26 protein-coding genes are annotated in these 25163 nt (G+C 73.4%); 11 read left to right on the top strand and 15 right to left on the bottom strand.

All coding sequences use genetic code 11. The annotated features are described in order from the left end of the window. Positions 1 to 33 precede the first annotated feature (33 nt). Positions 34 to 2157 carry an ATP-dependent DNA helicase gene (locus ACFYSC_RS13355; RefSeq protein ID WP_389960705.1) on the top strand — a complete coding sequence of 708 codons (2124 nt, stop codon included), beginning with the start codon at positions 34 to 36 and terminating at the stop codon, positions 2155 to 2157. A gap of 136 nt (positions 2158 to 2293) precedes the next feature. Here the strand turns inward: ACFYSC_RS13355 and ACFYSC_RS13350 are convergent, their stop codons facing one another. The 8 genes from ACFYSC_RS13350 to ACFYSC_RS13315 all read right to left on the bottom strand — a co-directional run bounded on the left by ACFYSC_RS13350 (position 2294) and on the right by ACFYSC_RS13315 (position 9731). Continuing rightward, positions 2294 to 3052: an SGNH/GDSL hydrolase family protein gene (locus ACFYSC_RS13350; RefSeq protein ID WP_389960703.1), complete on the bottom strand. Its 759-nt coding sequence runs from the start codon at positions 3050 to 3052 to the stop codon at positions 2294 to 2296. After that, positions 3052 to 3492, bottom strand: a complete 441-nt coding sequence (gene aroQ / locus ACFYSC_RS13345) for a type II 3-dehydroquinate dehydratase (RefSeq protein ID WP_389960701.1) — start codon at positions 3490 to 3492, stop codon at positions 3052 to 3054. Before aroQ ends, ACFYSC_RS13350 begins: the two co-directional genes overlap by 1 nt. Positions 3493 to 3500: 8 nt before the next feature. Next, positions 3501 to 4577: a 3-dehydroquinate synthase gene (gene aroB / locus ACFYSC_RS13340; protein WP_389960699.1), complete on the bottom strand. Its 1077-nt coding sequence runs from the start codon at positions 4575 to 4577 to the stop codon at positions 3501 to 3503. Beyond that, positions 4574 to 5077, bottom strand: coding sequence for a shikimate kinase (locus ACFYSC_RS13335; protein ID WP_362929591.1), 504 nt, complete (start codon positions 5075 to 5077; stop codon positions 4574 to 4576). Before ACFYSC_RS13335 ends, aroB begins: the two co-directional genes overlap by 4 nt. Positions 5078 to 5213: 136 nt before the next feature. Beyond that, entirely contained in the window at positions 5214 to 6392 is a 1179-nt protein-coding gene (gene aroC, locus ACFYSC_RS13330; RefSeq protein ID WP_362929593.1) for a chorismate synthase, read from the bottom strand. A gap of 279 nt (positions 6393 to 6671) precedes the next feature. Then, positions 6672 to 7580 (bottom strand): prepilin peptidase, encoded by a 909-nt coding sequence (locus ACFYSC_RS13325; protein ID WP_389960696.1) that lies wholly within the window; start codon positions 7578 to 7580, stop codon positions 6672 to 6674. 185 nt (positions 7581 to 7765) lie between these two features. Further along, positions 7766 to 8401, bottom strand: a complete 636-nt coding sequence (locus ACFYSC_RS13320; protein ID WP_389960694.1) for an SseB family protein — start codon at positions 8399 to 8401, stop codon at positions 7766 to 7768. Positions 8402 to 8639: 238 nt separating this feature from the next. Continuing rightward, entirely contained in the window at positions 8640 to 9731 is a 1092-nt protein-coding gene (locus ACFYSC_RS13315; RefSeq protein ID WP_389960692.1) for a ring-opening amidohydrolase, read from the bottom strand. A gap of 418 nt (positions 9732 to 10149) precedes the next feature. Between ACFYSC_RS13315 and ACFYSC_RS13310 the strand changes: the two genes are divergently transcribed. Continuing rightward, positions 10150 to 11172, top strand: coding sequence for a glucosyl-3-phosphoglycerate synthase (locus tag ACFYSC_RS13310; RefSeq protein ID WP_389961129.1), 1023 nt, complete (start codon positions 10150 to 10152; stop codon positions 11170 to 11172). Between the two features lie 196 nt (positions 11173 to 11368). Beyond that, positions 11369 to 12271: a cation diffusion facilitator family transporter gene (locus ACFYSC_RS13305; protein ID WP_389960690.1), complete on the top strand. Its 903-nt coding sequence runs from the start codon at positions 11369 to 11371 to the stop codon at positions 12269 to 12271. A gap of 159 nt (positions 12272 to 12430) precedes the next feature. On the opposite strand, the gene ACFYSC_RS13300 is transcribed toward ACFYSC_RS13305, so the two are convergent. Continuing rightward, a complete protein-coding gene (locus ACFYSC_RS13300) occupies positions 12431 to 12991 on the bottom strand; it encodes a TetR family transcriptional regulator (protein WP_362929603.1) in 561 nt (186 codons plus the stop codon). 78 nt (positions 12992 to 13069) lie between these two features. Here ACFYSC_RS13300 and ACFYSC_RS13295 point away from each other — a divergent pair, with 78 nt between their 5' ends. Then, complete coding sequence (locus tag ACFYSC_RS13295; protein ID WP_389960688.1) at positions 13070 to 14650, top strand: MDR family MFS transporter; 1581 nt, start codon at positions 13070 to 13072, stop codon at positions 14648 to 14650. Between the two features lie 88 nt (positions 14651 to 14738). Here the strand turns inward: ACFYSC_RS13295 and ACFYSC_RS13290 are convergent, their stop codons facing one another. Both ACFYSC_RS13290 and ACFYSC_RS13285 read right to left on the bottom strand, forming a co-directional pair. Further along, complete coding sequence (locus ACFYSC_RS13290; RefSeq protein ID WP_389960686.1) at positions 14739 to 15275, bottom strand: carboxymuconolactone decarboxylase family protein; 537 nt, start codon at positions 15273 to 15275, stop codon at positions 14739 to 14741. Next, positions 15275 to 15829 (bottom strand): peroxiredoxin, encoded by a 555-nt coding sequence (locus ACFYSC_RS13285; protein ID WP_389960684.1) that lies wholly within the window; start codon positions 15827 to 15829, stop codon positions 15275 to 15277. Before ACFYSC_RS13285 ends, ACFYSC_RS13290 begins: the two co-directional genes overlap by 1 nt. Before the next feature lie 97 nt (positions 15830 to 15926). Here ACFYSC_RS13285 and ACFYSC_RS13280 point away from each other — a divergent pair, with 97 nt between their 5' ends. Continuing rightward, positions 15927 to 16871 carry a LysR substrate-binding domain-containing protein gene (locus tag ACFYSC_RS13280; protein WP_389960682.1) on the top strand — a complete coding sequence of 315 codons (945 nt, stop codon included), beginning with the start codon at positions 15927 to 15929 and terminating at the stop codon, positions 16869 to 16871. 17 nt (positions 16872 to 16888) lie between these two features. Here the strand turns inward: ACFYSC_RS13280 and ACFYSC_RS13275 are convergent, their stop codons facing one another. The 3 genes from ACFYSC_RS13275 to ACFYSC_RS13265 form a co-directional block, all read right to left on the bottom strand. Further along, positions 16889 to 17266 (bottom strand): type II toxin-antitoxin system death-on-curing family toxin, encoded by a 378-nt coding sequence (locus tag ACFYSC_RS13275; RefSeq protein ID WP_389960680.1) that lies wholly within the window; start codon positions 17264 to 17266, stop codon positions 16889 to 16891. Beyond that, on the bottom strand, positions 17263 to 17391 hold the full coding sequence (locus ACFYSC_RS13270) for a hypothetical protein (RefSeq protein WP_268246277.1): 129 nt from the start codon (positions 17389 to 17391) through the stop codon (positions 17263 to 17265). Before ACFYSC_RS13270 ends, ACFYSC_RS13275 begins: the two co-directional genes overlap by 4 nt. 138 nt (positions 17392 to 17529) lie before the next feature. Continuing rightward, the gene (locus ACFYSC_RS13265; protein ID WP_389960677.1) at positions 17530 to 18714 is read right to left on the bottom strand and encodes a pyridoxal phosphate-dependent aminotransferase; all 1185 of its coding nucleotides are present in this window, start codon (positions 18712 to 18714) and stop codon (positions 17530 to 17532) included. A 73-nt stretch (positions 18715 to 18787) separates the two neighbouring features. On the opposite strand from ACFYSC_RS13265, the gene ACFYSC_RS13260 reads away from it, so the two are divergent. Further along, complete coding sequence (locus tag ACFYSC_RS13260; protein ID WP_389960675.1) at positions 18788 to 19309, top strand: AAA family ATPase; 522 nt, start codon at positions 18788 to 18790, stop codon at positions 19307 to 19309. Between the two features lie 112 nt (positions 19310 to 19421). On the opposite strand, the gene ACFYSC_RS13255 is transcribed toward ACFYSC_RS13260, so the two are convergent. Further along, entirely contained in the window at positions 19422 to 20798 is a 1377-nt protein-coding gene (locus tag ACFYSC_RS13255) for a GH1 family beta-glucosidase (protein ID WP_389960673.1), read from the bottom strand. A gap of 372 nt (positions 20799 to 21170) precedes the next feature. On the opposite strand from ACFYSC_RS13255, the gene ACFYSC_RS13250 reads away from it, so the two are divergent. The 5 genes from ACFYSC_RS13250 (at position 21171) to ACFYSC_RS13230 (ending at position 25114) form a co-directional block, all read left to right on the top strand. Then, on the top strand, positions 21171 to 22190 hold the full coding sequence (locus ACFYSC_RS13250; protein ID WP_389960671.1) for a LacI family DNA-binding transcriptional regulator: 1020 nt from the start codon (positions 21171 to 21173) through the stop codon (positions 22188 to 22190). Positions 22191 to 22294: 104 nt separating this feature from the next. Beyond that, complete coding sequence (locus tag ACFYSC_RS13245; RefSeq protein ID WP_389960669.1) at positions 22295 to 23326, top strand: DUF418 domain-containing protein; 1032 nt, start codon at positions 22295 to 22297, stop codon at positions 23324 to 23326. Between the two features lie 58 nt (positions 23327 to 23384). Then, positions 23385 to 24215: a carbon-nitrogen hydrolase family protein gene (locus ACFYSC_RS13240; RefSeq protein ID WP_389960667.1), complete on the top strand. Its 831-nt coding sequence runs from the start codon at positions 23385 to 23387 to the stop codon at positions 24213 to 24215. 9 nt (positions 24216 to 24224) lie between these two features. After that, complete coding sequence (locus ACFYSC_RS13235; RefSeq protein ID WP_389960665.1) at positions 24225 to 24686, top strand: hypothetical protein; 462 nt, start codon at positions 24225 to 24227, stop codon at positions 24684 to 24686. After that, entirely contained in the window at positions 24683 to 25114 is a 432-nt protein-coding gene (locus ACFYSC_RS13230; RefSeq protein ID WP_389960663.1) for a hypothetical protein, read from the top strand. Before ACFYSC_RS13235 ends, ACFYSC_RS13230 begins: the two co-directional genes overlap by 4 nt. Positions 25115 to 25163: the final 49 nt, after the last annotated feature.

The raw sequence follows: 25163 nt of genomic DNA, 5'->3' as shown, positions 1-25163 counted from the left end.
GATCGTCGTGGGGACCGAGTACGGTTGGCTGTCGTGCCGACCGACTCCATCGCCCACGCCGAAGCCGACGACGACTCCTCGCAGGAGCTCCTGCCGCCCGTCGAGGAGTTGCTGAGCACCGCCGTCAAGGCGGTCGGAGGGGTCGAGCGGCCCGGCCAGCTCACGATGGCGCGGGCCGTCCAGCGGGCCATCGACAAGGGTGAGCACCTGGCCGTCCAGGCCGGCACCGGCACCGGCAAGTCCCTCGCCTACCTGATCCCCTCGGTCCGGCACGCGATGACCTCCGACGGCGCCGTGGTGGTCTCCACCGCCACCATCGCGCTCCAGCGCCAGCTCGTCGACCGCGACCTGCCCCGGCTGGCCGACGCGCTCGCCCCGCACCTGCCGCACGAGCCCGCGTTCGCGATCCTCAAGGGCCGCCGCAACTACCTGTGCCGGTACAAGGCCACCGCGGGGTGGCCCGAGGACGAGCAGGACCAGCTCTTCGACCCGCGTGAGGTGAGCGCGACCGGGCGGATGGTCCAGCGCATCCAGGAGTGGGCCGAGGAGACCGAGACCGGCGACCGCGACGAGCTGGTGCCCGGCGTCAACGAGCAGGCCTGGCGGCAGTTCTCGGTGAGCGCCAGGGAGTGCCTGGGCGCCACCCGCTGCCCCAGCGGGGCCGAGTGCTTCGCCGAGCTGGCCCGCGCCCGCGCCGGGGAGTCCGACATCGTCGTCACCAACCACGCGCTGCTGGCGATCGACGCGATGGAGGACTTCCCGCTGCTGCCCGAGCACGAGGTGGTCGTGGTGGACGAGGCCCACGAGCTGGTCGACAGGGTCACCTCCGTGGTCAGCGGCGAGCTGTCGGAGACGATGGTCACGGCTGCCGTGCGGCGGGTGGGGCGGCTGATCGACCAGCCGACCTCCGACCGCCTCATGGAGGCGGGCGAGGACCTCAAGGCCCTGCTGGCCGCCGCGCCGCCCGGCCGGCTCGACGAGCTGCCCCAGGTGCTCGGTATGACCCTCGCCCTGGTCCGCGACGCGGCATGGGCGTGCATCACCTCCCTGGGCCCGCGCCAGGGCGGCGACAAGGACGACCCCGAGGGCGCGGGGCTGCGCAAGGCGGCCTTCACCGCCCTGGACGAGGTCCACGACACCGCCCAGCGGATGCTCGACGCCTTCGGCCACGCCGAGGAGATCGACCGGGCCGAGGTCGTCTGGCTGGACGCCGGCACCGACCGCCGCCCGCCCGTGCTGCGGATCGCCCCGCTGACCGTGGCGGGGATGCTGCGCGACAAGCTCTTCGGCGACCGTACGGTGATCCTGACCTCCGCGACGCTCGCGCTGGGCGGCGCGTTCGACGGCCTGGCCCGCCAGTGGGGCCTGGGCACCGGCGACCGCTCCAAGGACGACGCCGAGGGCGACTCCGGGGAGGGCGCCGGCGGGGCGGACAAGATCGCCGGGAAAGCCGCCGGGAAGCCGGACAAGAAGGGCGGGAAGCGTGCGAAGGGCTGGACCGGCCTCGACGTCGGCTCGCCGTTCGACCACCCGCGCAGCGGCATCCTCTACGTCGCCAGGCACCTGCCCCAGCCGGGCCGCGACGGCCTGCCCGAGGCGTACCTGGAGGAGATCACCGAGCTGATCGAGGCGGCCGGCGGCCGGACCCTCGGCCTGTTCTCCTCGATGCGCGCCGCCAAGGCCGCCACCGAGGCCCTGCGCGACCGGCTGAGCGTGCCGCTGCTGTGCCAGGGCGACGACTCCACCATGCTGCTGGTCAAGCAGTTCGCCGAGGACGAGCCGACCTGCCTGTTCGGCACCCTGTCGCTGTGGCAGGGGGTGGACGTGCCGGGGCCGTCGCTGCGGCTGGTCATCATCGACCGCATCCCGTTCCCCCGGCCGGACGACCCGCTGACCTCCGCCCGCCAGCGCCACGTGGCGGCCAAGGGCGGCAACGGCTTCATGGCGGTCGCCGCCACCCACGCCGCCCTGCTGCTCGCGCAGGGGGCGGGCCGCCTGCTGCGCAGCCAGCACGACAAGGGCGTGGTCGCGGTCCTCGACCCCCGGCTGGCCACCGCCCGCTACGCCGGCTTCCTGCGTGACTCCCTGCCGCCGTTCTGGCCCACCAACGACCCGGAGAAGGTCCGCCAGGCGCTGCGACGGCTCGCGGCCCCCTGACGACCCGCCCCCGGCCCCGAGTACGGCGAGCGCTGACGGCCCGTGCTCAGCCCCGGGTACGGCGGGCGCCGCGCCCCGGTCCCGTCACGGTCCCGCGCCGGGCCGTACCGGCGGGCGGCCCCTCAGCCGCGGAGGATCAGCGGAACGGCTCCAGACCGGGGCGCTTGGGGTCGAGTCCGTCGCCGGATGAACGCCCGCGGATCCGGCGGACCACCCACGGGCCGAAGTGCTCGCGCAGCCACTGGACGTCCTCGCGGCGCTTGGCCGCCGGATCGACGCGGCCGAGCGGCGGCCAGGTCTTCCGCCAGTCGTCGTCGCAGTCGATCCCGAGCACCTCGCACACCTTGGCGGCCACCATCCGGTGGCCCTCCTCGTTCATGTGCAGGCGGTCCGCGCTCCAGGCACGCCAGTCGCGCAGCCCCTGCATCGACCACTGGTCCACCAGGTGGCAGCCGTGCAGGTCGGCGATGGACCGGAGGTGCATGAAGAAGATCGCGAAGGTGCCGCGGGCGCGGCGCATGATCGGGGTGTCGCGCGGGTCCACGCCGGTGAACAGCAGGACCTCGGCGCCGGTGGCCCGCAGCTCGCGCACCGCCCCCGCGACCTTCTTGGCCATCCGGTCGGGGTCGCTGCCCGGCCGCAGCAGGTCGTTGCCTCCGGCGCAGAAGCTGACCAGGTCGGGGCACATCTCGATCGCCCGGGGCAGCTGCTCGGCGATGATCTGGTCGATGAGCTTGCCGCGGACGGCCAGGTTGGCGTAGCGGAACTCCGGGTCGAGCACGGCGAGCCGCTCGGCCACCCGGTCGGCCCAGCCGCGGAAGGCCCCGCCGGTCCCGGGGTCGTTCATGCCCTCGGTGAAGCTGTCGCCGACGGCGACGAAGGAACGGTAGCCCATCACGCCTCCTCGGTGATCTCGGCGACGGCCCGCAGCGCGAGCACGTAGGACCGCAGGCCGAAGCCCGCGACGGTTCCGGTGGCCACCGCCGCGACGACCGAGTTGTGGCGGAACTCCTCCCGCGCGGCCGGGTTGGAGATGTGCACCTCGACGAGGGGCGCGGTGCGCTGGGCGATGGCGTCGCGCAACGCGTAGGAGTAGTGGGTGAACGCCGCCGGGTTCAGCACCACCGGGGTCCGCGAGTCGGCCGCCTCATGCAGCCAGCCCACCAGCTCGGCCTCGTCGTCGGTCTGCCGGACCTCCACCGACAGGCCCAGCTCCCGGCCGGCCTCCCGGCAGAGCTCCACCAGGTCCTCGAAGGTCTCCGCGCCGTAGACGTCGGGCTCTCTCGTGCCGAGCCGCGCCAGGTTGGGGCCGTTGAACACGTAGACGGATCTCATGAGGTCGCTCACCGGGAGATCTCGTGGTAGGCGGCCTCGAGCAGCTCCTCGGGCGGATCCTCCAGCGGGGACACCTCAGCCAGGTCGTCCAGGACGACGAAACGCAGCCTGGCGCCGCGGTTCTTCTTGTCCAGCCGCATGTGGTCGCGCAGCTCCGGCCAGGCATCCCGGCGGTAGGTCGTGGGCAGTCCGACCGACGTCAGGATCGAGCGGGTCCGTTCCACGATCGCCGTGCCGATCCGGCCGTCCAGCCGGGACAGCTCGGCGGCGTAGACCATGCCGACGGCCACGGCCTCGCCGTGGCGCATCCGGTAGTCCTCGACCCGCTCGATGGCGTGGGCGAGGGTGTGGCCGTAGTTGAGGATCTCCCGCAGGCCGCTCTCGCGCAGGTCGGCGCCGACGACGTCGGCCTTGACCCGCACCTTGCGCTCGATCAGCTCGCGGGTGTGCCGCCCCTCCGGACGCCGGGCCCCCTCGGGGTCGTCCTCGACGAGCGCCAGGATCTCCGGGTCGGCGATGAAGCCGCCCTTGATGACCTCGGCCAGGCCCGCGACGTAGTCGTCGCGGGGCACCGAGGCCAGCGTGGTGAGGTCGCACAGGACGCCGGCCGGCGGGTGGAAGGAGCCGACGAGGTTCTTGCCCTCGGGGGTGTTGATCCCGGTCTTGCCGCCGACCGCCGCGTCGACCATGCCGAGCAGGGTGGTCGGCACCTGCACGACCTTGACGCCGCGCAGCCACGTCGCGGCGGCGAACCCCGCGAGGTCGGTGGTCGCTCCCCCGCCGACGCCGACCACGGCGTCGGACCGGGTCATGCCGTGCCGGCCGAACTCCGACCACAGGGCGGCGGCCGTCTCGGCCGTCTTGGCCCGCTCGCCGTCGGGCACCGGCAGTGCGACGACCTCGTACCCGGCCGACTCCAGGGCGTCGCGGACCGGGCTCGCGATCTCCGGCAGGCTCACGGGGTGGACCACCGCGACGGTGCGGACCCCCGCGCCGAGCAGGCCGCTCAGCTCGCCGAGCACGCCGGCGCCGATGACGACGTCGTACGGGGCCGCCCCGCCGACCCTGATCCTGGAGGCGGTCACGGCTCCAGTCCCTTCGCGATCTCGTCGGCCACCTCGGCCGGCTCGCGGTCGTCGGTGGCCACGACGACGCCTGCCAGGCCCTCGTAGACCGGGCGGCGCTCGTCCATGAGCTTCTTCAGCCGGCTGCGCGGGTTCAGCACGAGCAGCGGCCGCGCCGAGGCGAGGCCCACCCGCTGGACCGCCTGCGACAGGCCGACCTCCAGGTAAACCACCGGGTGGCCGGCCAGCAGCTCCCGCGTCTCCCCGGCCAGGACCGCGCCGCCGCCGAGGGCCAGCACGCCGTCGTGCTCGGCGAGGGCCCGCCGTACGGCCTCGGCCTCCAGCTCGCGGAAGCGCTCCTCGCCGTCCTCGACGAAGATGTCGCCGACGGGCTTGCCCGCCACGGCCTCGACGTCGGCGTCGGTGTCGCGGAAGGCGACGCCGAGCCGCCCTGCGAGCAGCCTGCCGACGGTCGACTTGCCCGCTCCCGGGGGGCCGATCAGAACTGCGCGGGGACTCACCGTGCCTCCTTCTCCGTGGCCGTCTCCCTGCTCATCTCCATGGTCATCTCCATGGTCTCCCTTCGGGCCTTCCGCGTGGCCCCGTGAGCGGCCTCCGCGGCGCGGCGGGCCGTCCCGTGCGCGGCGGTCCGTCCGGTCACTTGATCACCAGCGAGGACAGGTAGCCGGCGAGGTTGCGGGCGACCTCCTCGACCGAGTCGCCGCCGAACTTCTCCAGCGCGGCGTCGGCCAGGACCAGCGCGACCATCGCCTCGGCGACGATCGCGGCGGCCGGCACGGCGCACACGTCGGACCGCTCGTGGTGGGCCTTGGCCGCCTCGCCGGTCAGCACGTCGATCGTGGCCAGCGCCCGGGGGACGGTGGAGATCGGCTTCATCGCCGCGCTGACCCGCAGCGGCTCGCCGTTGGTCATGCCGCCCTCGACGCCGCCGGCGCGGTTGGTGATCCGGCGGACCCCGCCGGAGGTGTTCTCGATCTCGTCGTGGGCCCGGGAGCCGGGGCGGCGGGCGGTCTCGAAGCCGTCGCCGAGGGCGACGCCCTTGATCGCCTGGATGCCCATCAGGGCGGCGGCGAGGCGGGCGTCGAGGCGGCGGTCCCAGTGGGTGTAGCTGCCCAGGCCCGGCGGCAGGCCGTAGGCGACGACCTCGACGACGCCGCCGAGGGTGTCGCCGTCCTTGTGGGCCCGGTCGATCTCGGCGACCATGGCGGCGCTGCCGGCCGGGTCGGCGCAGCGCACCGGGTCGGCGTCGACCCTCGCCAGGTCCTCCGGGCCGGGCAGGACGTCGGAGTCCGTGCCGGCCCCGCCGATCGACAGGACGTGGCTGACGATGTCGACGCCGAGGGCCTGCTTGAGGAACTTCTTCGCGACCTGGCCGAGGGCGACCCGGGCCGCGGTCTCGCGGGCGCTGGCGCGGTCGAGGACCGGGCGGGCGTCGTCGAAGCCGTACTTCTGCATGCCCGCCAGGTCGGCGTGACCGGGGCGCGGGCGCGAGCGCGGCGCGTTGCGGGCCTGGCCCTCCAGCACCGCCGGGTCCACCGGGTCGGCCGCCATGACCGTCTCCCACTTGGGCCACTCGGTGTTGCCCACGCGGACGGCGACGGGGCTGCCGAGTGTGCGGCCGTGCCGTACGCCGCCGGCGATCGTCACCACGTCCTGCTCGAACTTCATCCGGGCGCCGCGGCCGTAGCCGAGGCGGCGTCTGGCCAGCGCCTCGTCGATGTCGGCCGTGGTCACCTCGACCCCGGCGGGCAGGCCTTCGAGGATCGCGACGAGCTCGGGGCCGTGGGACTCTCCTGCGGTCAACCAGCGCAACATGACGACAAGTCTTCCATGTGCCGCCCACTGGAATGGCCGCAGCTCACCAGGTGAGACATCGGCCCCGTACGGCGGGCCGCGCCGTACGGACCTCCGCGCGTGGAACGTCCGGTTCCGGCACACGGCCGGCGATCCGGGCGGGGCCGCTCGCGGTCCGGCGGAGGAAGGTGCTCACCCACCGGCGGCTCCAGGCGCCGGGGCCGCCGGTGGGACCGGCCCGGCGTCTCCCGTCAGGTGGATCTCCCCCGGAGGGGCGGAGCGGCGAGGCCGCCGCGAACGTCAGAGGAGCGGCGCGGCGAGGATCGCCGCGAACGTGCCGAGGACCATGAACGGGCCGAACGGGATCTCGCTCCGGCGGCCCGCGCGGCGCGTGACCAGCAGGGCGACGCCGTAGACGCCTCCCGCCAGGAAGCCGAGGAACGTGCCGCCGACGAGGACGCCCCAGCCGAGCCAGCCGAGCGCGACGCCGAGGCCCGCGGCGAGCTTGACGTCGCCCAGCCCCATCCCCGCCGGGTTGACCAGGAAGAGCAGCAGGTAGAAGGCGGTCAGCGCGAGCCCGCCGAGCCCGGCTCGCAGCAGGTCGTCCCACCGGTCCCCGGCCGCGGCGGCCACCGTCAGCAGGGCGCCGGTGCCGAGGCCGGAGGCGAGCGTGAGCCGGTCGGGCAGCCGGCGGACGGCCGCGTCGACGAAGGCCAGCACGACGCAGACCCCGGCCAGCCAGCAGAGCGCGAGGAACTCGGCGGCCTGGGCGGCGGCCGGTGCGCCGCCGCTCCATGCGCCGCCGGTCCACAGGCCGGCGGTCCACGGGGGTCCCGGAGTGCCCGTACGGCCGGCGGGGCCGGCGGGGCCGGGCGTGACGGCCCGCCAGGCGAGCGCGGCGAGGACCAGCCCGGTGACGGCCTCCACGGTGAACGGCGGCGGCCCGGACCGGGCGGAGCACCTGCGGCACCGGCCGCCGAAGGCCGCACGCGGGCCGGGGTCGCACAGGCCGGGGTCGCACGGTCCGGGGTCGCACGGTCCGGGGTCGCACGGTCCGGGGTCGCACGGTCCGGGTGGCGAGGCGGCGCACCCGTGGCGATCACGCCGGGGAGGTTCCCCCTCGGGAACGGAGTGCCGTACGACCAGGACGCGCGACCACAGCCCGATCAGCGCTCCGGCGAGGGCCGCGGCGGCGGGGAGGAGGACCACCGCTCGACCATAGTCCGGACGAGCCGGCCACGCCCGCCGTACGCCGAGGTCGGGGCCGGGGGCAGGCCCGCCGTGTCCGCCAGGCGGTCGCGGCCCACCGCGCGCTGCGCCCGGTGCCCGGCCTGTGCGGCCCACCGGCCGGACGGTCGCACGCCGGAGTCCGGGGGCCCGGCGTGCGGCCGGGGTCAGGCGCGTCTGCGCCAGGGCAGGCCGAACCGCCCGCGCCCGGACGCCCCGGCGATCCGCACGGGTTCGCGGGCCTCGGACGACTCGGGCGCTTCGGAGGCCTCGGGGGCCTCGGGCGTATCGGGGGCGGAAGGGACGTCCGCCATCCGGGCCACGGTGACCTCCGGGCCCAGCCCGCCGACGTCGCCCGACGCGACCGCGGCGAGGGCCCGCAGAACCGCTCCCTCGACCACGAACGGCACGGGCCCCGCCACGTCGAGCACCACCGCGGCGGCCCCCTCGTGGACCGCGGCCTGGCAGACCAGCGGGGCGGTGGTCTGGATGGGCCGGGCGTCCGGGCGCCAGAGACGGAGCGGCTCGGCCCCGGTGAAGGCCGGCACGGCCTCCCGTCCGTCCTTGCCGACGAGCTTCGGCAGGGCCATCTCGCTCTCCTTCTCCTGGCGCAGCCCGTGCTCGCCGACCTCGGAGGAGGTCAGCAGGGCCACCACCGGGACGAGCAGCCGCGCGCCGGACAACGCCGTCACCACCGCGCCGGCGTCGGCGGCGCCGGACGCGAACGCGGCGAGCGCGGACGCCAGGGCGGCGTCGGCGGCGCCGTCGTCGTCGGGGACCAGGGGCTGCGGGATGCTCGGCACGAACCCGGAGCCTACCCGCGCCCCCGGCCGGCCAGGACGGCGGGCGGCACCGGCCACCCGGGCCTCCAGGGCCGCCCGCCTGGACCACCTGGGCCGCTTAGGCCGCTTGGGCCACCCGCCTGGGTCGCTTGGGCCGTCCGAACCGCCGGGCCTCCGGCCACCGGGCCATTGGACCTCCGGGTCACCCGGCCGTGACCGGGCGGCGCGCCGGATCCGGGCGACGCGGCCGTGACCGGAGCTATCCCAGGTCCGCGATGGCCGCCACCGGGCCGCCACCGCTCGGACCCTGGTGGACCGCGGCGACCGAGACGAAGACGGCAGGGTCGCCGGTGACGGAGGCTGCGACGCCTCCGACCGCCGCCTTGATCTGGCGGTGCCAGTGGACGTCGGAGTCGTCCAGCATGATGTTGCGGCGTCCCCGCACCCTGCCCGACGGGTCGGCCTCGCACTTCATGAACACGTTGACCAGCCTGCCGCCCAGGTCGGACGGATGCGGGCGCTCGGGCAGCTCGATGCCACTGGACCGGATGGCCGCCCAGATGCCGTCGGCGTCGAGGGCGTCCCTCATGACGGAGTGGCCGACGCGGTAGCGGCCGCCGATGCCGCGCACGTTGCCGACGACCACGATCTGCGCGCGGTCCAGCTCGACGCCGGAGGAGCAGGAGGCGACGGAGGAGTACAGCGACAGGTCGCGGTGGATCCGGTCGGCGGAGGGCATCTCGATCTCACCGAGGGCGACCGCCACGCCGAGCGCGGTGGTGGAGTTGGAGATGTCCATCGACGCGCCGGTGTCGTCGGTGACCACCTCCTTGCCGCGGGAACGGGCGTCCTCGATGGTGGCCAGGGTCAGCAGGGGGGTCTTGGTCTGCACGTAGTGGACGTCGGCCGGGTCGTCGATCCCGGCGGTCTTCATCGCCTCCCGCACGCCGGCGGCGACCTTCTCGATCATGGCCGGGCGGCCGATGTCCTCGGGGAGGATGACGTCGCTCATCGCGACGCCGACGCTGAGGCGTGGCTCGTCGCCCGGTTCGGCGTCGGCCGTGGTGGCGAAGACGGTGGCGTGCGGGCTGAGCACGCCGTCGGTTCCGCCGGACCACACCAGCGGCACGCTCTCGGGCGAGGGGTGGCCCTTGGCCGCCAAGACCTCGCGGAAGGCTCGGTCGGCCAGGATGCGGGTGTAGTCGTTCACCCCTCCGTTGCCCTCGGTCTTGCCGATCACCGCGAGCACCCGGTGGGCCTCGATCACCCCGTCGTCGATGAGCCGGGCCAGCCCGGAGGCGTCGGTGACGCTCTCGATGGCGACCTTCCGCACTTCGATGGGTTCCGGCATCCCTGCCGCCTTTCCGTCGGGTCGTGTCCGCGTCCGTGCCGCGACTTCCATGCTGCCCCCGGCGGCCCGGCCGCGGTGCGCGCCACGCGCGGCCGGGCGCGGCGGGGATCGCCCGGCCGGGGCCGGCGGGGGTTCGCCTCCGCCGGACCGTCCGCCCACACCGCGACGCTAACGGCCGGTACGGCCAGGCTCATGGGCACTCCTTGCCCAAGGCGGGACCGCTCTTCGACAGAACTCACCGAGGCTCACCGGGGTCGTCCGCGGGTCGGCCGGGTTCTCCGTCCCGGCCGCCCCTGCTCCACAAACACCCATATACCGGGTTAAACACCTCATATCAGGGCAAAACGGGTAATACGGTCGCACAGCGGAGGGGAGCCAGGAGCGATGACGACACCGGGACCCGCCCCCTCGACGGGTGATGTTCACTGAGGTCGGCCACTGGCTGGAGGCCCGTACGAGCCTGTCAGGCGGCTGGCCCCCCGAGGCGGTGACGGCGGCCAAGGGGCGGCACCGGGTGAGCGTCGTCCTGCCCGCCCGGAACGAGGAGCGCACCGTCGGGGAGATCGTCGGACTGATCCGGCGTGACCTGCAGGAACGCCTTCCGCTGGTCGACGAGCTCGTGGTGGTGGACTCCCACTCGCACGACGCGACCGCGCGGAGGGCCGCGGACGCGGGGGCCCGCGTCGTCTTCCAGAACGCCCCGCTGCCCCGCTACGGCGCCATGACCGGCAAGGGCGACGCCCTCTGGAAGGCGCTCGCCGTCACGACCGGCGACGTGGTCGTCTTCGTGGACGCCGACCTGCGCGGCTTCTCCTCGCACTTCGTCACCGGGCTGCTCGGCCCGCTGCTGTCGGACCCCTCGGTGGCCTACGTCAAGGGCTGCTACGACCGGCCGCTCACCGAGGGCGAGGCCCTCCGGCCGCACGCGGGCGGGAGGGTCACCGAGCTGGTCGCCCGGCCGCTGATCAACCTGCACTGGCCCGAGCTGGCCGGTTTCCGCCAGCCGCTGGCGGGCGAGTACGCGGGCCGGCGCGCCGTGCTGGAGCGGATCCCCTTCGTCACCGGGTACGGCGTCGAACTGGGCCTGCTCATCGACCTGCTCGGCCTGGTGGGGCTGGACGCGCTCGCACAGGTGGATCTCGGTGTGCGGGCCCACTCCCACCAGCCGCTCGACGCGCTGGGGCGGATGGCCGCGCACATCATGCTCACCGCCTGGACGCGGCTGGAACGCCAGGGGCGGGTGTCCGCGGCTCCGCCGTACCACGAGATCCTGCAGTTCCCTACGGCGGGCGACGACCGGTGGCCGCGGGTGAGCGACGTGAGCGTGCACGAGCGACCGCCGCTGATCACCGTGCCCGAGTACACCGGGAGCCTCCACCCGAACCCGAACCCGAACCCGAACCCGAACCCGGAACCGGAACCGGAACCGGAGCCGGGGTGAGGGCGGAGCCCGGAACCGGGGCCGGGGCGAGGGGCCGCGTCCGGAACCGGGGCGAAGGCGGGGCCGGGGGCTGAGGGGGCCGCGCCGGACACCGCCCGTCCACCGGCGGTCCGGCCCTTGTCCGGCTCTTGCCCGGCCCGGCGTGGTTTCATAATGTCTGAGCAACTGTTCAAGTGTTGACGAGACGGGTCTTGGAATGGGTCACGGACACGGTCACGGCCACAGCGCCGGCTCGGACCGCCGCCTGCTGACGGCGGCGCTGGTGCTGCTCGTCGTCTTCATGGCGGCGGAGGTCGTCGTGGGCGTCATCGCCAACTCCATCGCGCTGATCTCGGACGCCGGGCACATGCTCACCGACGCCGCCTCCATCGCGCTCGCCCTGTTCGCGATGCGCCTGGCCGCCCGCCCGGCCAGCGGCGCCTACACCTTCGGCTGGAAGCGCGCGGAGATCCTGTCGGCGGCGGCCAACGGGCTGACGTTCGTGCTGCTCGTCGCCTACTTCGTCTACGAGGCGGTGCGGCGGCTCATCGAGCCGCCACAGGTGGCGGCCCCCCTGGTGGTCGGCACGGCCCTGACCGGGATCGCGGTCAACGCGGTGGCCACCTGGCTCATCTCCCGGGCCGACCGGACCAGCCTGAACGTCGAGGGCGCCTTCCAGCACATCCTCAACGACATGTACGCCTTCATCGCGACCGTGGTGGCGGGCGTCGTCGTCTGGGTCACCGGGTGGTCCCGGGCCGACGCGGTCGCCGCACTGGTGGTGGCGGCGCTGATGGCCAAGGCCGCGTACGGCCTGCTGCGCGAGGCCGGCCGCGTGCTGTTCGAGGCCGCGCCCTCGGGTGCGCCCCCGGCCGAGGTCGGCGCCGCGATCTGCGGCCACCCCGACGTCACTGGGGTGGAGGACCTGCACGTGTGGACGGTGACCAGCGGCTTCCCCGCGCTGTCGGCCCACGTGTCGGTACGGCCCGGCGGCGACTGCCACCGGGTCCGGCGCGAGCTCGCCGAACTGCTGCACGAGCGCTTCCAGATCGACCACACCACGTTGCAGGTCGACCACGTCCCCGGCACCACCTGCCGGATCGCCGGGGCCAGGCCGTAACGGTCCCGCCCGGACGGCGGAGGACCGGGCCGCGGAGAACCGGGCCGCGGAGAACCGGGCCGCAGGGAGCCGGGCCCGCGCCGCAACGGACCGGGCCCGCGCCGTGACGGACCGGCCCTGAGCCGCGACGAACCGGATCCGGGCCGCGGCCGGCCGGGGTCAGGGCGCCAGGCACGCCTCGAAGACGGCGGTGAGCCGCCCGACCACGGCCTCCCGGTCCGGCGTCTCCAGCTCGCCCTTGCCGTAGAGCTGGCTCAGCATGCTCACCCCGGTGATCATCGCGGTGGCGGCGGTCGCCCGGAAGGCCGCGTCGCCGCCGGGCAGCCGCGCGGCCAGCGGCTCCAGGATCGCCGAGCCGACCCGGTCGCGGATGATCTCGTGGGTCTCGGTGCAGCCCGACGACCTGACGAGCGCCGACATGATCAGGCTGCCCTGGTCCGACCTGAGCCGGTCGGCGACGTACTCCGCCAGGCGGCGGGGAAGCTCCGCGGGCGGCACCTCCAGCACACCTGGGAAGCGTCCCTGCATGGCCAGAACCTCGGCGAACAGCTCCCGCTTGCTGCCGAAGTAGCGGTTGATCAGCGCGATGTTGGCATCGGCCTCGGCGGCGATCAGCCGCATCGTCACCTGGTCGTAGCCGAGTTCGGTGAACAGCCGGCGGGCGGCGTCGAGGATGCGCCGCCGGGTGCCCTCCCGGTCTCGCTGCCGTGTCTCGTCCACCTCGGGTCCTTCCGATTTGACCAGTAAACAAGCGTCTACTAACTTCATATGTATCGTACATACATTGGGGGCTGCTTCATGCTGACTGGACAACAGGTCCAGGCCGAGACCGCACCGCACTTCACACACAAACAGGTGCTGGAAATTCTGGCCGGGCTGATGCTCGCCATGCTGACGTCGATGATCTCGACCTCCGTGGTGGGAACCGCGCTGCCGACCATCGTCGGCAAGCTCGGCGGTCAGGAGCAGCTCTCCTGGGTCGCCAGTGCGACCCTGCTGACCATGACGGCGTCCACCCCGCTGTGGGGCAAGCTGTCCGACCTGTACGGGCGCAAGTTCATGTTCCAGGCCGCCCTGCTGGTCTTCCTGTTCTCCTCGGTGGCCGCGGGCTTCTCCCAGGACATGGGACAGCTCATCGCGGCCCGTGCCGTACAGGGTATCGGCGCCGGCGGCCTGGCCGCGCTGCCGCAGATCATCCTCGGCGACGTGGTGGAGCCCCGCGAGCGGGGCCGCTACTCCGGGTACATCGGCGCCGTCTTCGGCGTCTCCACCGTGGCCGGGCCGCTGCTCGGCGGCTTCATCGTCGACAACATGTCCTGGCGCTGGACGTTCTGGATCTGCGTGCCGCTGGCCGTGGTGGCGTTCGTCGTCATCCAGAAGGTGCTCAAACTGCCGTTCGTCCGCCGCGACACCAAGGTCGACTGGTGGGGCGCCACCTTCATCACCGGCGGCACCACCGCCCTGATGCTGCTGCTGTCCCTCGGCGGCAAGGAGTTCGCCTGGAACTCCGGCTGGACCTACGCCCTGGGCGGGCTCAGCCTGGTCATGTTCGTGGTCGCCGTCTTCGCCGAGCGCCGGGCCGCCGACCCCATCCTGCCGCCGCACCTGTTCCGCAACCGCACATTCGTGCTCACCAGCGTCACCTCCCTGCTGGTCGGCGCCGCCATGTTCGGCGCGCTGATGTTCCTGCCGCAGTACCTGCAGATCGTCAAGGGCATGAGCCCCACCGGCTCGGGCCTGATGACCCTGCCCATGGTGCTCGGCCTGCTGACCGCCTCGATCTCGACCGGCCGGGTCGTCACCCGGACCGGCAGGTGGAAGATCTTCCCGATCCTCGGCATGCTGCTGGTCGCGGCCGGCCTGTTCATGCTCTCCCGCCTGCACGTGGACAGCTCGCTGGTGGTCGTCGGCGTCGACGTGGCGGTGCTCGGCATCGGCCTGGGCGCGACGATGCAGATCCTGATCCTGGCCGCGCAGAACTCCGTCCCCCGCCGCGACATGGCCTCCACCACCTCGGGCGTGACGTTCTTCCGCTCCCTCGGCGGCGCGGTCGGCGTGGCGGCCTTCGGCGCCATCCTGACCAACCGGCTCAGCGCAGAGATCGTCGCGCTGGCGCGTGAGGCGCACCTGCGCCTCACCGGCGGCGCCACGCCCAACCTCGGCGCTCCCGCCGACATCCGCAGGCTGCCCGCCCCCGTGCTGGACGTCATCCTGGAGGCCTTCACCCGGGCCATGCAGATGGTCTTCCTGGTCGGCGTGCCGATCGCCCTGGTCGCCGTGGTGACCGCCCTGCTGCTGAAGGAGGTGCCACTGCGCTCGGCCCGGGGCCCCCGCCCCGACACCGCCGACCCCTCGGCTCCCCCGGTCACGGTGGAGTGACCCGCGTCTGACCCGCGTCCCGTGAGACGCGAAAGGGCGGGCGTCCTTCGAAAGGACGCCCGCCCTTCCCGCGTGCGGGAGGAGGACCTCAGACGGCGGCCAGGGCCGCCTCGGTCTCCAGCGTCGCGGCGACGGCGTTGACCACCGCGGCGATCCGGATCGCCTCCTGGATCTGCTCGCGGGGCATGCCGGACTGGCGCAGCACCTGCTCGTGCGACTCCAGGCACCGGCCGCAGCCGCCGATGGCGGAGACCGCGAGCGACCACAGCTCGAAGTCGATCTTCTCCACGCCGGGGTTGCCGATGATCGTCATCCGCAGCCTGGCCGGCATGGTGGCGTACGTCTCGTCACCGATCAGGTGCGTCGACCGGTAGTAGACGTTGTTCATCGCCATGATCGCGGCGGCGCCCTTGGCCGCCGTGAACGCCTCGGCCGACAGGGCGCCGGCCGCCTCGGAGGCGATCTCGGCGATCACCCGCTGGGACCGGGTGGCCGCCGCGCAGGCGAGCAGCGTCCCCCAGAGCTGCTGCTCGGTCAGCGAGGAGGTCGTGACCAGCGACCCGAGGTTGAGCTTGACGTCCTTGGCGTAGGCCGGCAGGGCGTCCTTCAGGTTGTCGATCGGCATCAGGCGCCGGCCATCAGCTTCTTGGCGTCGAGGCCCGACTCGCCCTTGTTCCAGTTGCAGGGGCACAGCTCGTCCGACTGCAGCGCGTCGAGGACCCGCAGGACCTCCTTGACGTTGCGGCCGACCGAACCCGCGGTCACCATGACGAACTGGATCTCGTTGTTCGGGTCCACGATGAAGGTGGCGCGCTGGGCGACGCCGTCCTCGCCCAGGATGCCCAGGGACTCCGACAGCTCCCGCTTGATGTCGGACATCATCGGGAAGGGCAGGTCACGCAGGTCCGGGTGGTCCTTGCGCCAGGCGCGGTGGACGAACTCCGAGTCCACGGAGAAGCCCAGGACCTGGGCGTCGCGGTCGGCGAACTCGCCCTCCAGCCGGCCGAACTCGGCGATCTCGGTCGGGCAGACGAAGGTGAAGTCCTTCGGCCACGCGAAGTAGACCTTCCACTTGCCCTCGTAGGACTTGTGGTTGATATCGGCGAACGCGTTGTCGGCGTCCAGGGAGACGCACGCGGTCAGTTCGAACTCAGGGAAGTGGTCACCGATGGTGAGCAAGTCCGGATCTCCTTTGAAGACGACTTCGTTGTCGGGGCCCTACCCTGCCGCATCTAGCATTGATCCGTGAAATCGAACGGCTGGACCAATCCGAGAGGTGTTTCCTATCAGTGATCCCGCCCCCACCCTCGCCCAGCTGCGCGCCTTCCTCGCCGTGGCCGACCATCTGCACTTCCGGGAGGCCGCCGCGTCGCTCCGGATGAGCCAGCCCGCTTTGTCGGGGGCCGTCTCGGCGCTGGAGGAGACTTTGCAGGCCCGGCTGCTGGAGCGCACCACCAGGAAGGTGCTGCTGACCCCGGCCGGCGAGCGGGTGGCCGAGCACGCCGCGAGGGTCATGGCGGCGGTGGAGGGCCTGATGGCGGAGGTGGCGCAGACCCGGGAGCCGTTCCGCGGCCCGGCGCACCTCGGGGTGATCCCCACGGTCGCGCCGTACGTGCTGCCCGTGCTGCTGCCGATGTTCGCCAGGGAGTTCCCCCGGCTCAAGCTGACCGTGCACGAGGCCAGGACCGAGACCATCCTGGAGGAACTGCGCGAGGGCCGCCTCGACATGGTGCTGCTCGCGCTGCCGGCCGACGCCGCGGGACTGGTCGAGGAGCCCCTCTACGAGGAGGACTTCCTGCTCGCCGTGCCCGCGGACCACCCGCTGGCCGGGGGGTCGGGACCGGTGGACCGCGAGACGCTCAAAGGGCTGGACATCGTTCTGCTCAACCAGGGCCACTGCCTGCGCGAGCAGGCCATCGACGTCTGCCGCGAGGTCGGTGCCCGCGCCACCGCCACGACGTACGCGACCAGCCTGCCGACGCTGGTGCAACTCGTGACGGGCGGGCTCGGGGTGACCCTGCTGCCGGAGTCGGCGGTCCAGGTGGAGACGGGCAGGCGCTCACGGCTCGCGCTGCGCCGCTTCCGCGACCCGGCTCCGGGCCGCACCATCGGCCTGGCCTACCGCGCCAGCTCCGCCCGCACCGCCGAGTACGCCCGGATCGCCGCCGCCGTCCGCGCGGCCCTCCGCTCCCGCCGCCTGCCCATCCGCATCACCCCCTGACCACCCGGCCGGATGAGCTACCTCGCGAAGCTCCGGATCGCCTCGGCGATCTCATTGATCTCGGTGAGCTTGCCTGAGGCGATCTCGATCACGAAGTCATAGGCTGCGTCGTCGTCCTCCGGGTCGACCTCGACGCCGTTCTTGGCGCAGAAGGCATACATGGTGAGCCATGCCGCGCGCTTGTTACCGTCGACGAACGGATGATTGGTGACGATCGAGTGGAGCAGCGCCGCCGCTTTGGAGAACAGATCGGGATACGCGTCCTGACCGAACAGAGAGGTCTGCGGACGAAGCAACGCCGCCTCAAGAAGCCCGATATCACGGACCTGGATCGGCCCTCCGACCGACCGACGTGCGATCCGCAGCCCCTGTTCCAGGGTGATGAAGACCGTCATTCCCCGAGCCTGCGCAATAGGTCTGCAAAGCGACGGGCCCCCCGCTCTGCGATCTCGTCGGTGAGGTCGTCGTCGGCCGCCCGCGCGAGGTACTCCTCAATGGCATGCAGTGCCACCTGCTGCATGCTCCGTCCTTCCTTGTCCGCTCGCCGCCGGAGAGCTTCAGCCTGGTCGTCCGAGAGTCGCAAGGTCATAGCCATGCCTCCCATCGTAAAACGTGCCTGGTATCAGTGCGATACCAGGCACGGAAAGTATAATCACGATTACCCATCGTCGCCTTCGGTTTTGCCGAGGCGGGTGAGGCGGTGGACGGCCTCGTCGATGACCTCGTCCTTCTTGCAGAAGGCGAAGCGCACGAAGTGGGCGCCCCGTTCCTGGCGGGTGTAGAAGACCTGGGTGGGGACGGCCACCACCCCGGCCAGCGACGGCAGCTCGCGGGTGAGGGCCAGGCCGTCGGAGAAGCCGAGCGGGCGGATGTCGGCCTGGACGAAGTAGGTCCCGGCCGGGCGGTAGACGTCGAACCCGGCGGCGGCCAGCCCGGCGGCCAGCCGGTCGCGCTTGGCCTGCAGCCCGTCGCGCAGCGCGGCGACCCACTCCATCTCGTGGCGCAGGCCGTGGGCCACGGCGAGCTGCCAGGGGGCGGCGGCGGTGAAGGTGAGGAACTGCTTGACGGTCTGCACGGCACGGACCAGCTCCGGCGGCGCGCACACCCAGCCGGTCTTCCAGCCGGTCACCGAGAAGGTCTTGCCCGCCGAGGAGATCGTCACGGTGCGCTCGCGCATGCCGGGGAGGGTGGCGAGGGGGACGTGCTCGACGCCGTCGAAGGTGAGGTGCTCGTAGACCTCGTCGGTGACGGCGACCAGGTCGCGTTCCCGGCACAGTCCGGCGATCTCTTCCAGCTCCGCGCGGGTGAGGACCGTGCCGGTCGGGTTGTGCGGGGAGTTGACCAGGATCACCCGGGTACGGGGACCCACGGCGGCGCGCAGCTCGGCCGGATCGAAGGTGAAGCGCCCGCGGTCCGGGCGCAGCGTGACCGGCCGCAGCACGGCCCCGGCCAGGGAGATCGCGGCGGCGTAGGAGTCGTAGCAGGGCTCGAAGGCGATCACCTCGTCGCCGGGCTCGCACAGCGCCAGGACCGAAGCGGCGACCGCCTCGGTGGCCCCGACGGTCACCAGGATCTCCCCGTCGGGGTCGTAGGCGAGGCCGTAGTGCTCCTTGCGGTGCTCGGAGACGGCCTGGCGCAGCTCGGGGACGCCCGGACCGGGCGGGTACTGGTTGTGCCCCTCCCGGATCGCCGACGCCGCCCGTTCCAGCATCGCCGCCGGGCCGTCGGTGTCGGGGAAGCCCTGCCCGAGGTTGATCGAACCGGTCCGTACGGCCAGCGCCGACATCTCCGCGAAGATCGTCGTGCCGAACCCGCGCATCCGCGCCACCAGGGGATCGTTCATCCGCCCAGGGTAACCGGCGCCGGATCCGCCGATCGAGTACGAACCGGTCCCCGGGCCCCGGTACGGTCACCACATGATCATTTGGCTGAACGGCACCTTCGGCGCGGGCAAGACGACCACCGCCGGAGAGCTCGTCAAGATCGTCCCGGACGCGCGGGTCTTCGACCCCGAGGTGGTCGGTTTCATGCTCCGGTACCTCAAGGTCCTGCCCGAGGTGCCGGACTTCCAGCAGTGGCCCGCCTGGCGCGACCTGGTCGTGGAGACCGCCGTCCGGCTGCTCGACCACGTCGGCGGGGTGCTCGTCGCCCCGCAGACGGTCCTGGTCGAGGGGTACTGGGCGGAGATCCGCGACGGCCTGGGGAAGGCCGGCGTCCCCGTCCGCCACTTCCTGCTCCACACCGACGAGGACACCCTCACCCACCGGATCGAGACCGACCTCGTGGAGACCGGTGCCCTGCGGTGGCGCCTGGACCACCTCCCCCGCTACCGCGACGCCCTGCCCTGGCTGCGGCGGGCGGCGGAGGTCGTCGACACGACCGGGATCGCGCCGGAGCGGGTCGCCCGCCTGGTCGCCTCCGCGGCGGGGTACCGGTGACCGGCGCCGGCCGCACCCGGACGCGGACTCGGGGCTTCCACCCGGATGCGAGACCCCTTGGGCGCCCTCGGGCGGTCCCCCCGGGCGCGGACCCCGTCCGGGACGGGGAGGCTCAGGCGCGGCCGGCGATGACGTCGCGGTACCAGCGGTAGCTGGCCTTGGGCGTGCGGGCCTGGGTGGCGTAGTCGACGTGCACCAGGCCGAACCGGGCGGCGTATCCCCGGGCCCACTCGAAGTTGTCCAGCAGCGACCAGCAGAAGTACCCCCGCACGTCCACCCCCTCGTCGAGGGCGGCGCGGGTGGCGTCCAGGTGCGCGGCGAGGTAGGCGACGCGGCCGGTGTCGTCGAGGTCGCCGTCGTCGCCGTAGCCGTTCTCGGTGACGAAGACCGGCGGCAGGCGGGGGAAGCGGGCGGCGAGGCCGGTGAGGGTGTCGCGCAGGCCGTCCGGCTCGATCCGCCAGCCCAGCCCGGTGACCGGCGGCCCGTCCGGTGTGACCGTGCGGACGCCGATGTCGAAGGCGGGGCGCAGCGCCGGGTCGGGCTGGTCGTACGGCGCGGCGGCGGCGTGGATCGGGTAGTAGTAGTTGACCCCGAGGAAGTCCAGCGGCGCCGAGATCACCGCGAGGTCGCCGTCGCGGCGGAAGGAGAAGTCGCTGATCTCCCCGTAGACCTCGGCCATGTCCCCGGGGTAGACGCCGCCGAGCAGCGGCTCGGTGAACTGCCGGTTGACCATCAGGTCCATCCGGCGCGCGGCGGCCGCGTCCTCGGCCGACGGGCTCGCCGGCACGGCGGGCGACATGTTGAGCGTGATGCCGATCCGCTCCCCCGGGCGGGCCCGCTCCCGCAGCCGGGCGGCCGCCAGGCCGTGCCCGAGCAGCAGGTGGTGCGCCGCCGCCAGGGCCCCGTGCCCCTCGCGGGCGCCGGGCGCGTGGCGGCCCTCGGCGTATCCGGTGACGGCGGAGCAGTAGGGCTCGTTCAGCGTGGTCCAGTACGGCACGCCCTCCAGCGCCTCGTGCACGACGGCGGCGTAGTCGGCGAACCGCTCGGCGGTGTCGCGGGCCCGCCAGCCGCCCCGCTCCTCCAGCGCCTGAGGCAGGTCCCAGTGGTAGAGGGTGACGAACGGCGTGATGCCGCGCTCGCGGAGCGCGCCGACGAGGCGGCGGTAGAAGTCGAGGCCGCGCCGTTCGGGACGGCCGCCTCCCTCGGGGAGGATCCTCGGCCAGGCCACCGACAGCCGGTAGGCGCCGACGCCGAGACCGGCGAGGAGCTCCACGTCCTCGGGCCAGCGGCGGTAGTGGTCGCAGGCGGGGTCGCCCGACTCCCCCGCGGCCGTCGCGCCGGGGACCCGGCAGAAGACGTCCCAGATCGACGGGCCCCGGCCGTCGGCGTCGACGGCCCCTTCGATCTGGTAGGCCGAGGTGGCCACGCCCCAGACGAACCCGGCCGGGAAGCCCCCGGCCGCCGGGGCGCGCTCTTCGGTCGCCGTCATCGAGAAACCCCCTGGAAGACCCGGTCGCGGAAAGGTCGGAGAAGGAGAGGAAGGGGAGCCGGCGGCCCTGACCGCCCCCGGCTCCCCCGGCCCACCCCGGCTCGCCCTGCGACGGAGTCACCGCCCCCTGGAGAGGACGCGACCGGCCGTCCCGGCGGGCGGGGCGTTCCGGAGAACGCGCCTGCCCGCCGGAAAACGAGCGACTCATTGAATTTCATATTTGGAACGCCCCGTTTGTCAACCCTTTTCACCATTCCTGACCGATCTCCCGAACCCGTCGTGATCAGCGGAGTCGTCTCTCCGTCCCTGGCCGCTAGTTTCTCTGTAACCGGTTACATGTAACCGGTTACAGAGATGGGGTAGCGTGCGGGGGTGGCAACGATCCGAGACCTGGCCCGCCAGTGCGGCGTGTCGGTGGCGACCGTCTCCCGCGTCTTCAACAACCCCGACGCGGTGACCCGCGAGACGCGCGAGACCGTCCTGCGCGCCGCCGCGCTCCTGGGCTACACCCCGAGCGCGCCGGCGCGGACCCTCGCCACCAAGCGGTCGGACATGATCGGCCTCGCGTGGGACACCGGCCACCGCGGCCCCGGATGGCGCCACCCCTTCCTCCAGGAGATCCTCGTCGGCCTGAAGACCGCGCTGAACGAGCGGGGACGGCACCTGCTGATGCTCGCCTCCAGCGAGGACGCCGACGGCCACCTGCGGGCCGTACGGCGGCACAGCCTCGACGGCGTGGTGTTCATCGACGACGGAACCGCCGACCCCACCCTCAGCCGGCTGGCCGGGGCCGGCGTGCCCTGCGTCTCGCTGGACCGCCCGGTCACCGGCCGCCGGGCGACGTACGTCACCTCCGACAACGCGGGGGGCGCCGCCGCCGCCGTACGGCACCTGCACGAGCGGGGCCGGCGGCGGATCGCCACGATCACCGGGCCCGGCCGCACGCACCCGGGGACCGAGCGGCTGGCCGGTTACCGTGCCGCGCTCGCCGCCCTCGGCCTGCCGGTCCGCGACGAGTACGTCGTGGAGGGCGACTTCTACCTCGGCGGCGGGCACGCGGCGATGCGGCGGCTGCTGGCACTGGACGAGCGTCCCGACGCCGTCTTCGCCGCCGGGGACGAGATGGCGGTCGGCGCCGTCCGGGCCGCCGCGGAGGCGGGGCTGGACGTCCCCGGTGACGTCGCGGTGGCGGGCTTCGACGACATCGAGCTGGCCTCGCTGGTCCGGCCCGCCCTGACGACCGTCGCCCAGGACAAGGCGGGGTTCGGCGAGGCGGTCGCCGCCGCGCTCATCTCCATGATCGACGACCCGGCCGCCCCCGCGCCGCCGCCCACGGTGCTGCCGGCCCGGCTGGTCGTCCGCGAGACGAGCGGGCCGCCCCGCGCCGGGTGATCCCCGTACGACGCGCCCGGACCCACGCGGCCCGGCCGGGCACGCGGGACGTTCCCTCCGGGCGGCCTCCCCGTACGGCGGGCCGGTCTGGTTGTCTGGATCGCATGAGCGAGACCCGACCCGCCGGGACCTCCCCGGCCGCCGCGGCGCGCAGGCTGCACGAGCTGGACGTCCTGCGCGGCTTCGCGGTGTGCGGGATCATGGTGGTCAACGCCTGGCAGCACACCCGCGCGCGCCTGCCGTCCGCCGGCCGCGACGCGGTCGACTGGGGCGTGGAGAACCTGCTGCAGGGCAGGTTCTATCCGATCTTCTCGTTCCTGTTCGGGCTGAGCTTCGTGTTGTTCCTGCGGTCGGCCGCCGGGCGGGCGCGGCATCCGCGGGCGGTGCTGCTGCGCAGGCTGGCGGTGCTGGCCTGCTTCGGCGCGCTCCACCAGCTGGTCAACCCCGGTGAGGTGCTGCTGCCGTACGCGATCTTCGGCGCGGCCGTCCTGCTGCCCGCCTCCTACCTCCCCCGGGCCGCGGTGGCGGCGCTGGGCGCGGCGGCCACCGCCTGGGCGGCGCAGGAGGGCGGCGGGCTAATCCTGGTGCCGGGGCTGTTCCTGCTGGGCGCGGCGCTGATGCGCTACGCCCCGCCGGAGCAGCTGCTGCCGCCCGCCTTCGCCGTCTCGGCGGTCCTGGCGGTGACGCTCACCACCTGGTGGGTCCGCACCGCCGCCGACCCGGCCCTGTTCCACCGGGCCGTCTACCCGGCGGCCGGGCTGGCCGCGGCGGCGGCCTACTGCACCGGTCTGCTGCTGCTCCTGCGGACCCGGGCCCGCCGCGCGCTGCTGGCGGCCCTGGCGCCGCTCGGCCGGATGGCGCTGACGAACTACCTGCTCAGCACCGCGGCGATCCTCGCGGCGCTGCCGCTGCTGACGGCCGATCCGACCAGGGCCGGTGTGCTCGCGCTGTCGGCGGTCGTGCTGGCGGCGCAGATCGTCCTCAGCCGCCTGTGGCTGCGGCGCTTCCGCTACGGCCCCGCCGAATGGCTGTGGCGGTGCCTGACATGGCTGGAGCGGGTGCCGAACCGCCGGGTAGGGTCGCAGTCGTCAACGGTCCCCTCCTCCCGGAACCCCTCGTGTGACTCCCCGCCGTAGCGGGGATCAACCCGGCGGGTCCCGGCGAGCGGGGCCACATCCGAGCAGGAGGCAACCGGTGACGCGCATCGCCCTGTGCCAGATCCCCGTCGATGAGGAGCCCGCCGTCAACCTGCGCCGCGCGCGCGAGGCGATGGAGCGGGCCGCCGCCGACGGCGCCGAGCTGGCGGTCTTCCCCGAGGCGACGCTCACCCGGTACGGCAAGCGGATCACCGACCTGGCCGAGCCGCTGGACGGCCCCTTCGTCACCGGGCTCGCCGAGGCGGCCCGCGCGCACCGCATGGCCGTGATCGCGGGCGTGTTCGAGCCGGGCGCGCCGGACGGAGCGGGCGGGTCGGCGGGGCCGGGGACCCGCCTGGTGCACAACACCGCGGTGGCGCTCGGCCCGTCCGGTGAGATCGCGGCCGCCTACCGGAAGATCCACCTGTTCGACTCCTTCGGAGCCCGCGAGTCCGAGCTGGTCGCGCCGGGTGACGCGCCGGTCGTGGTGGAGCTGGCCGGCCTGCGGGTCGGCCTCGTCACCTGCTACGACGTCCGCTTCCCCGAACTGGGCCGCGCCCTGGTGGACCGGGGGGCCGAGGTGCTGGCGGTGATCGCGGCATGGGGGTCCGGCCCGATGAAGGAGGATCACTGGGCGACCCTGGTCCGGGCCAGGGCGATCGAGAACACGGTCTGGGTGGCGGCCGTGGGCCAGGCCCCCGACCCCGCCTACCGTGACGGCTTCGGCGTCGGCCGCAGCATGCTGGTCGACCCGATGGGCGTCGTCCGCGCCGGCCTGGGGCCGGCCCCTGGGGTGCTGACGTCCGTACTCGACCCTCAGATCACGATTGACACCCGGAATGCCCTGCCGTGCCTGGAACACCGGCGGCTCGGAGCCGGCGGATCGTAAAATGCGACCGTGAGTGATCCACCTGGGCGCAGAACGCAGATGCAGAAGGTCATCCCGCCTCGGCTGCTCGTGCCCTACCTGTCAGGCAGGCGGACCGTCATCTCGGGATACGTCTACCGGGTGCAGGACTGCGCCCGCCTGACCACCCCCGCCCAGCTCTTCACGGGTCTCGACCTGGGATTCGAGGGCTCGGAGCTGACCGCCACGACCCCGGAGATCTACCTCATGCGCTGGTTCGCCCGCGACATCGACGACTACGTCGTGCCGTACGGCCCGCACATGGGCGGTGACTGGAACGATGCACCGCCGTTCACCGGGAACGGCTTCACGACCTCGCGCGAGCACGGCATACCGCAGTTCCACACCTTGCCCGCGCCGATCCCGGCCGGAGCGGAGATCGTCCACGTGACCTCCGGCGGCGAGCGCCCGTTCGGCGTCTACGACGGCCTGACCTGGCGGCCGGCGGCATGAGCGACGAGATCGAGCCGGTGGCGTCGGGTTTCGTCGCCCACTACGGCGGGCGGACCCACGTCGCGGCCCTCGGCCCGGGCGCCTCGGAGGTCACCCTGTTCGACGAGGAGGCCCTGGAGGGCTTCGAGCCCGCCTCCGGGTACTGGCGGGCCGTGGTGGAGCGCGAGGACCTCGAACGGCTGACGCTGGTCCGCACGGTGGGCTCGTTCGGCGGCGAGCCGTGCCTCATCCTCGACGTCTCCGAGGAGAACGGCGAGGAGAGCCTGCACATCGCCTACACCGGCCACAGCGGCCTCAAGGCCGAGGCGCTGGGCTACTGGATGGTCGACCACGGCGCCTACGAGGTCGTCGTGCCGCGCGAGGAGGTCTTCTCCGTCCGTGTGGAGCGCGTCCCCATCCCCCTCACCCTCCCCGCCGCCGAGGAGTGACCCGAGGCCCAGGAGTGACCCGGGGCCGGCCCAGCCCGGCCCCGGCGGC

It is taken from the genome of Streptosporangium sp. NPDC004379 (assembly GCF_042873875.1).
Lineage (GTDB): Bacteria > Actinomycetota > Actinomycetes > Streptosporangiales > Streptosporangiaceae > Streptosporangium.
The sequence above is the reverse complement of the archived record's forward strand: the minus strand, read 5'-3'. Positions and strand labels throughout refer to the sequence as shown.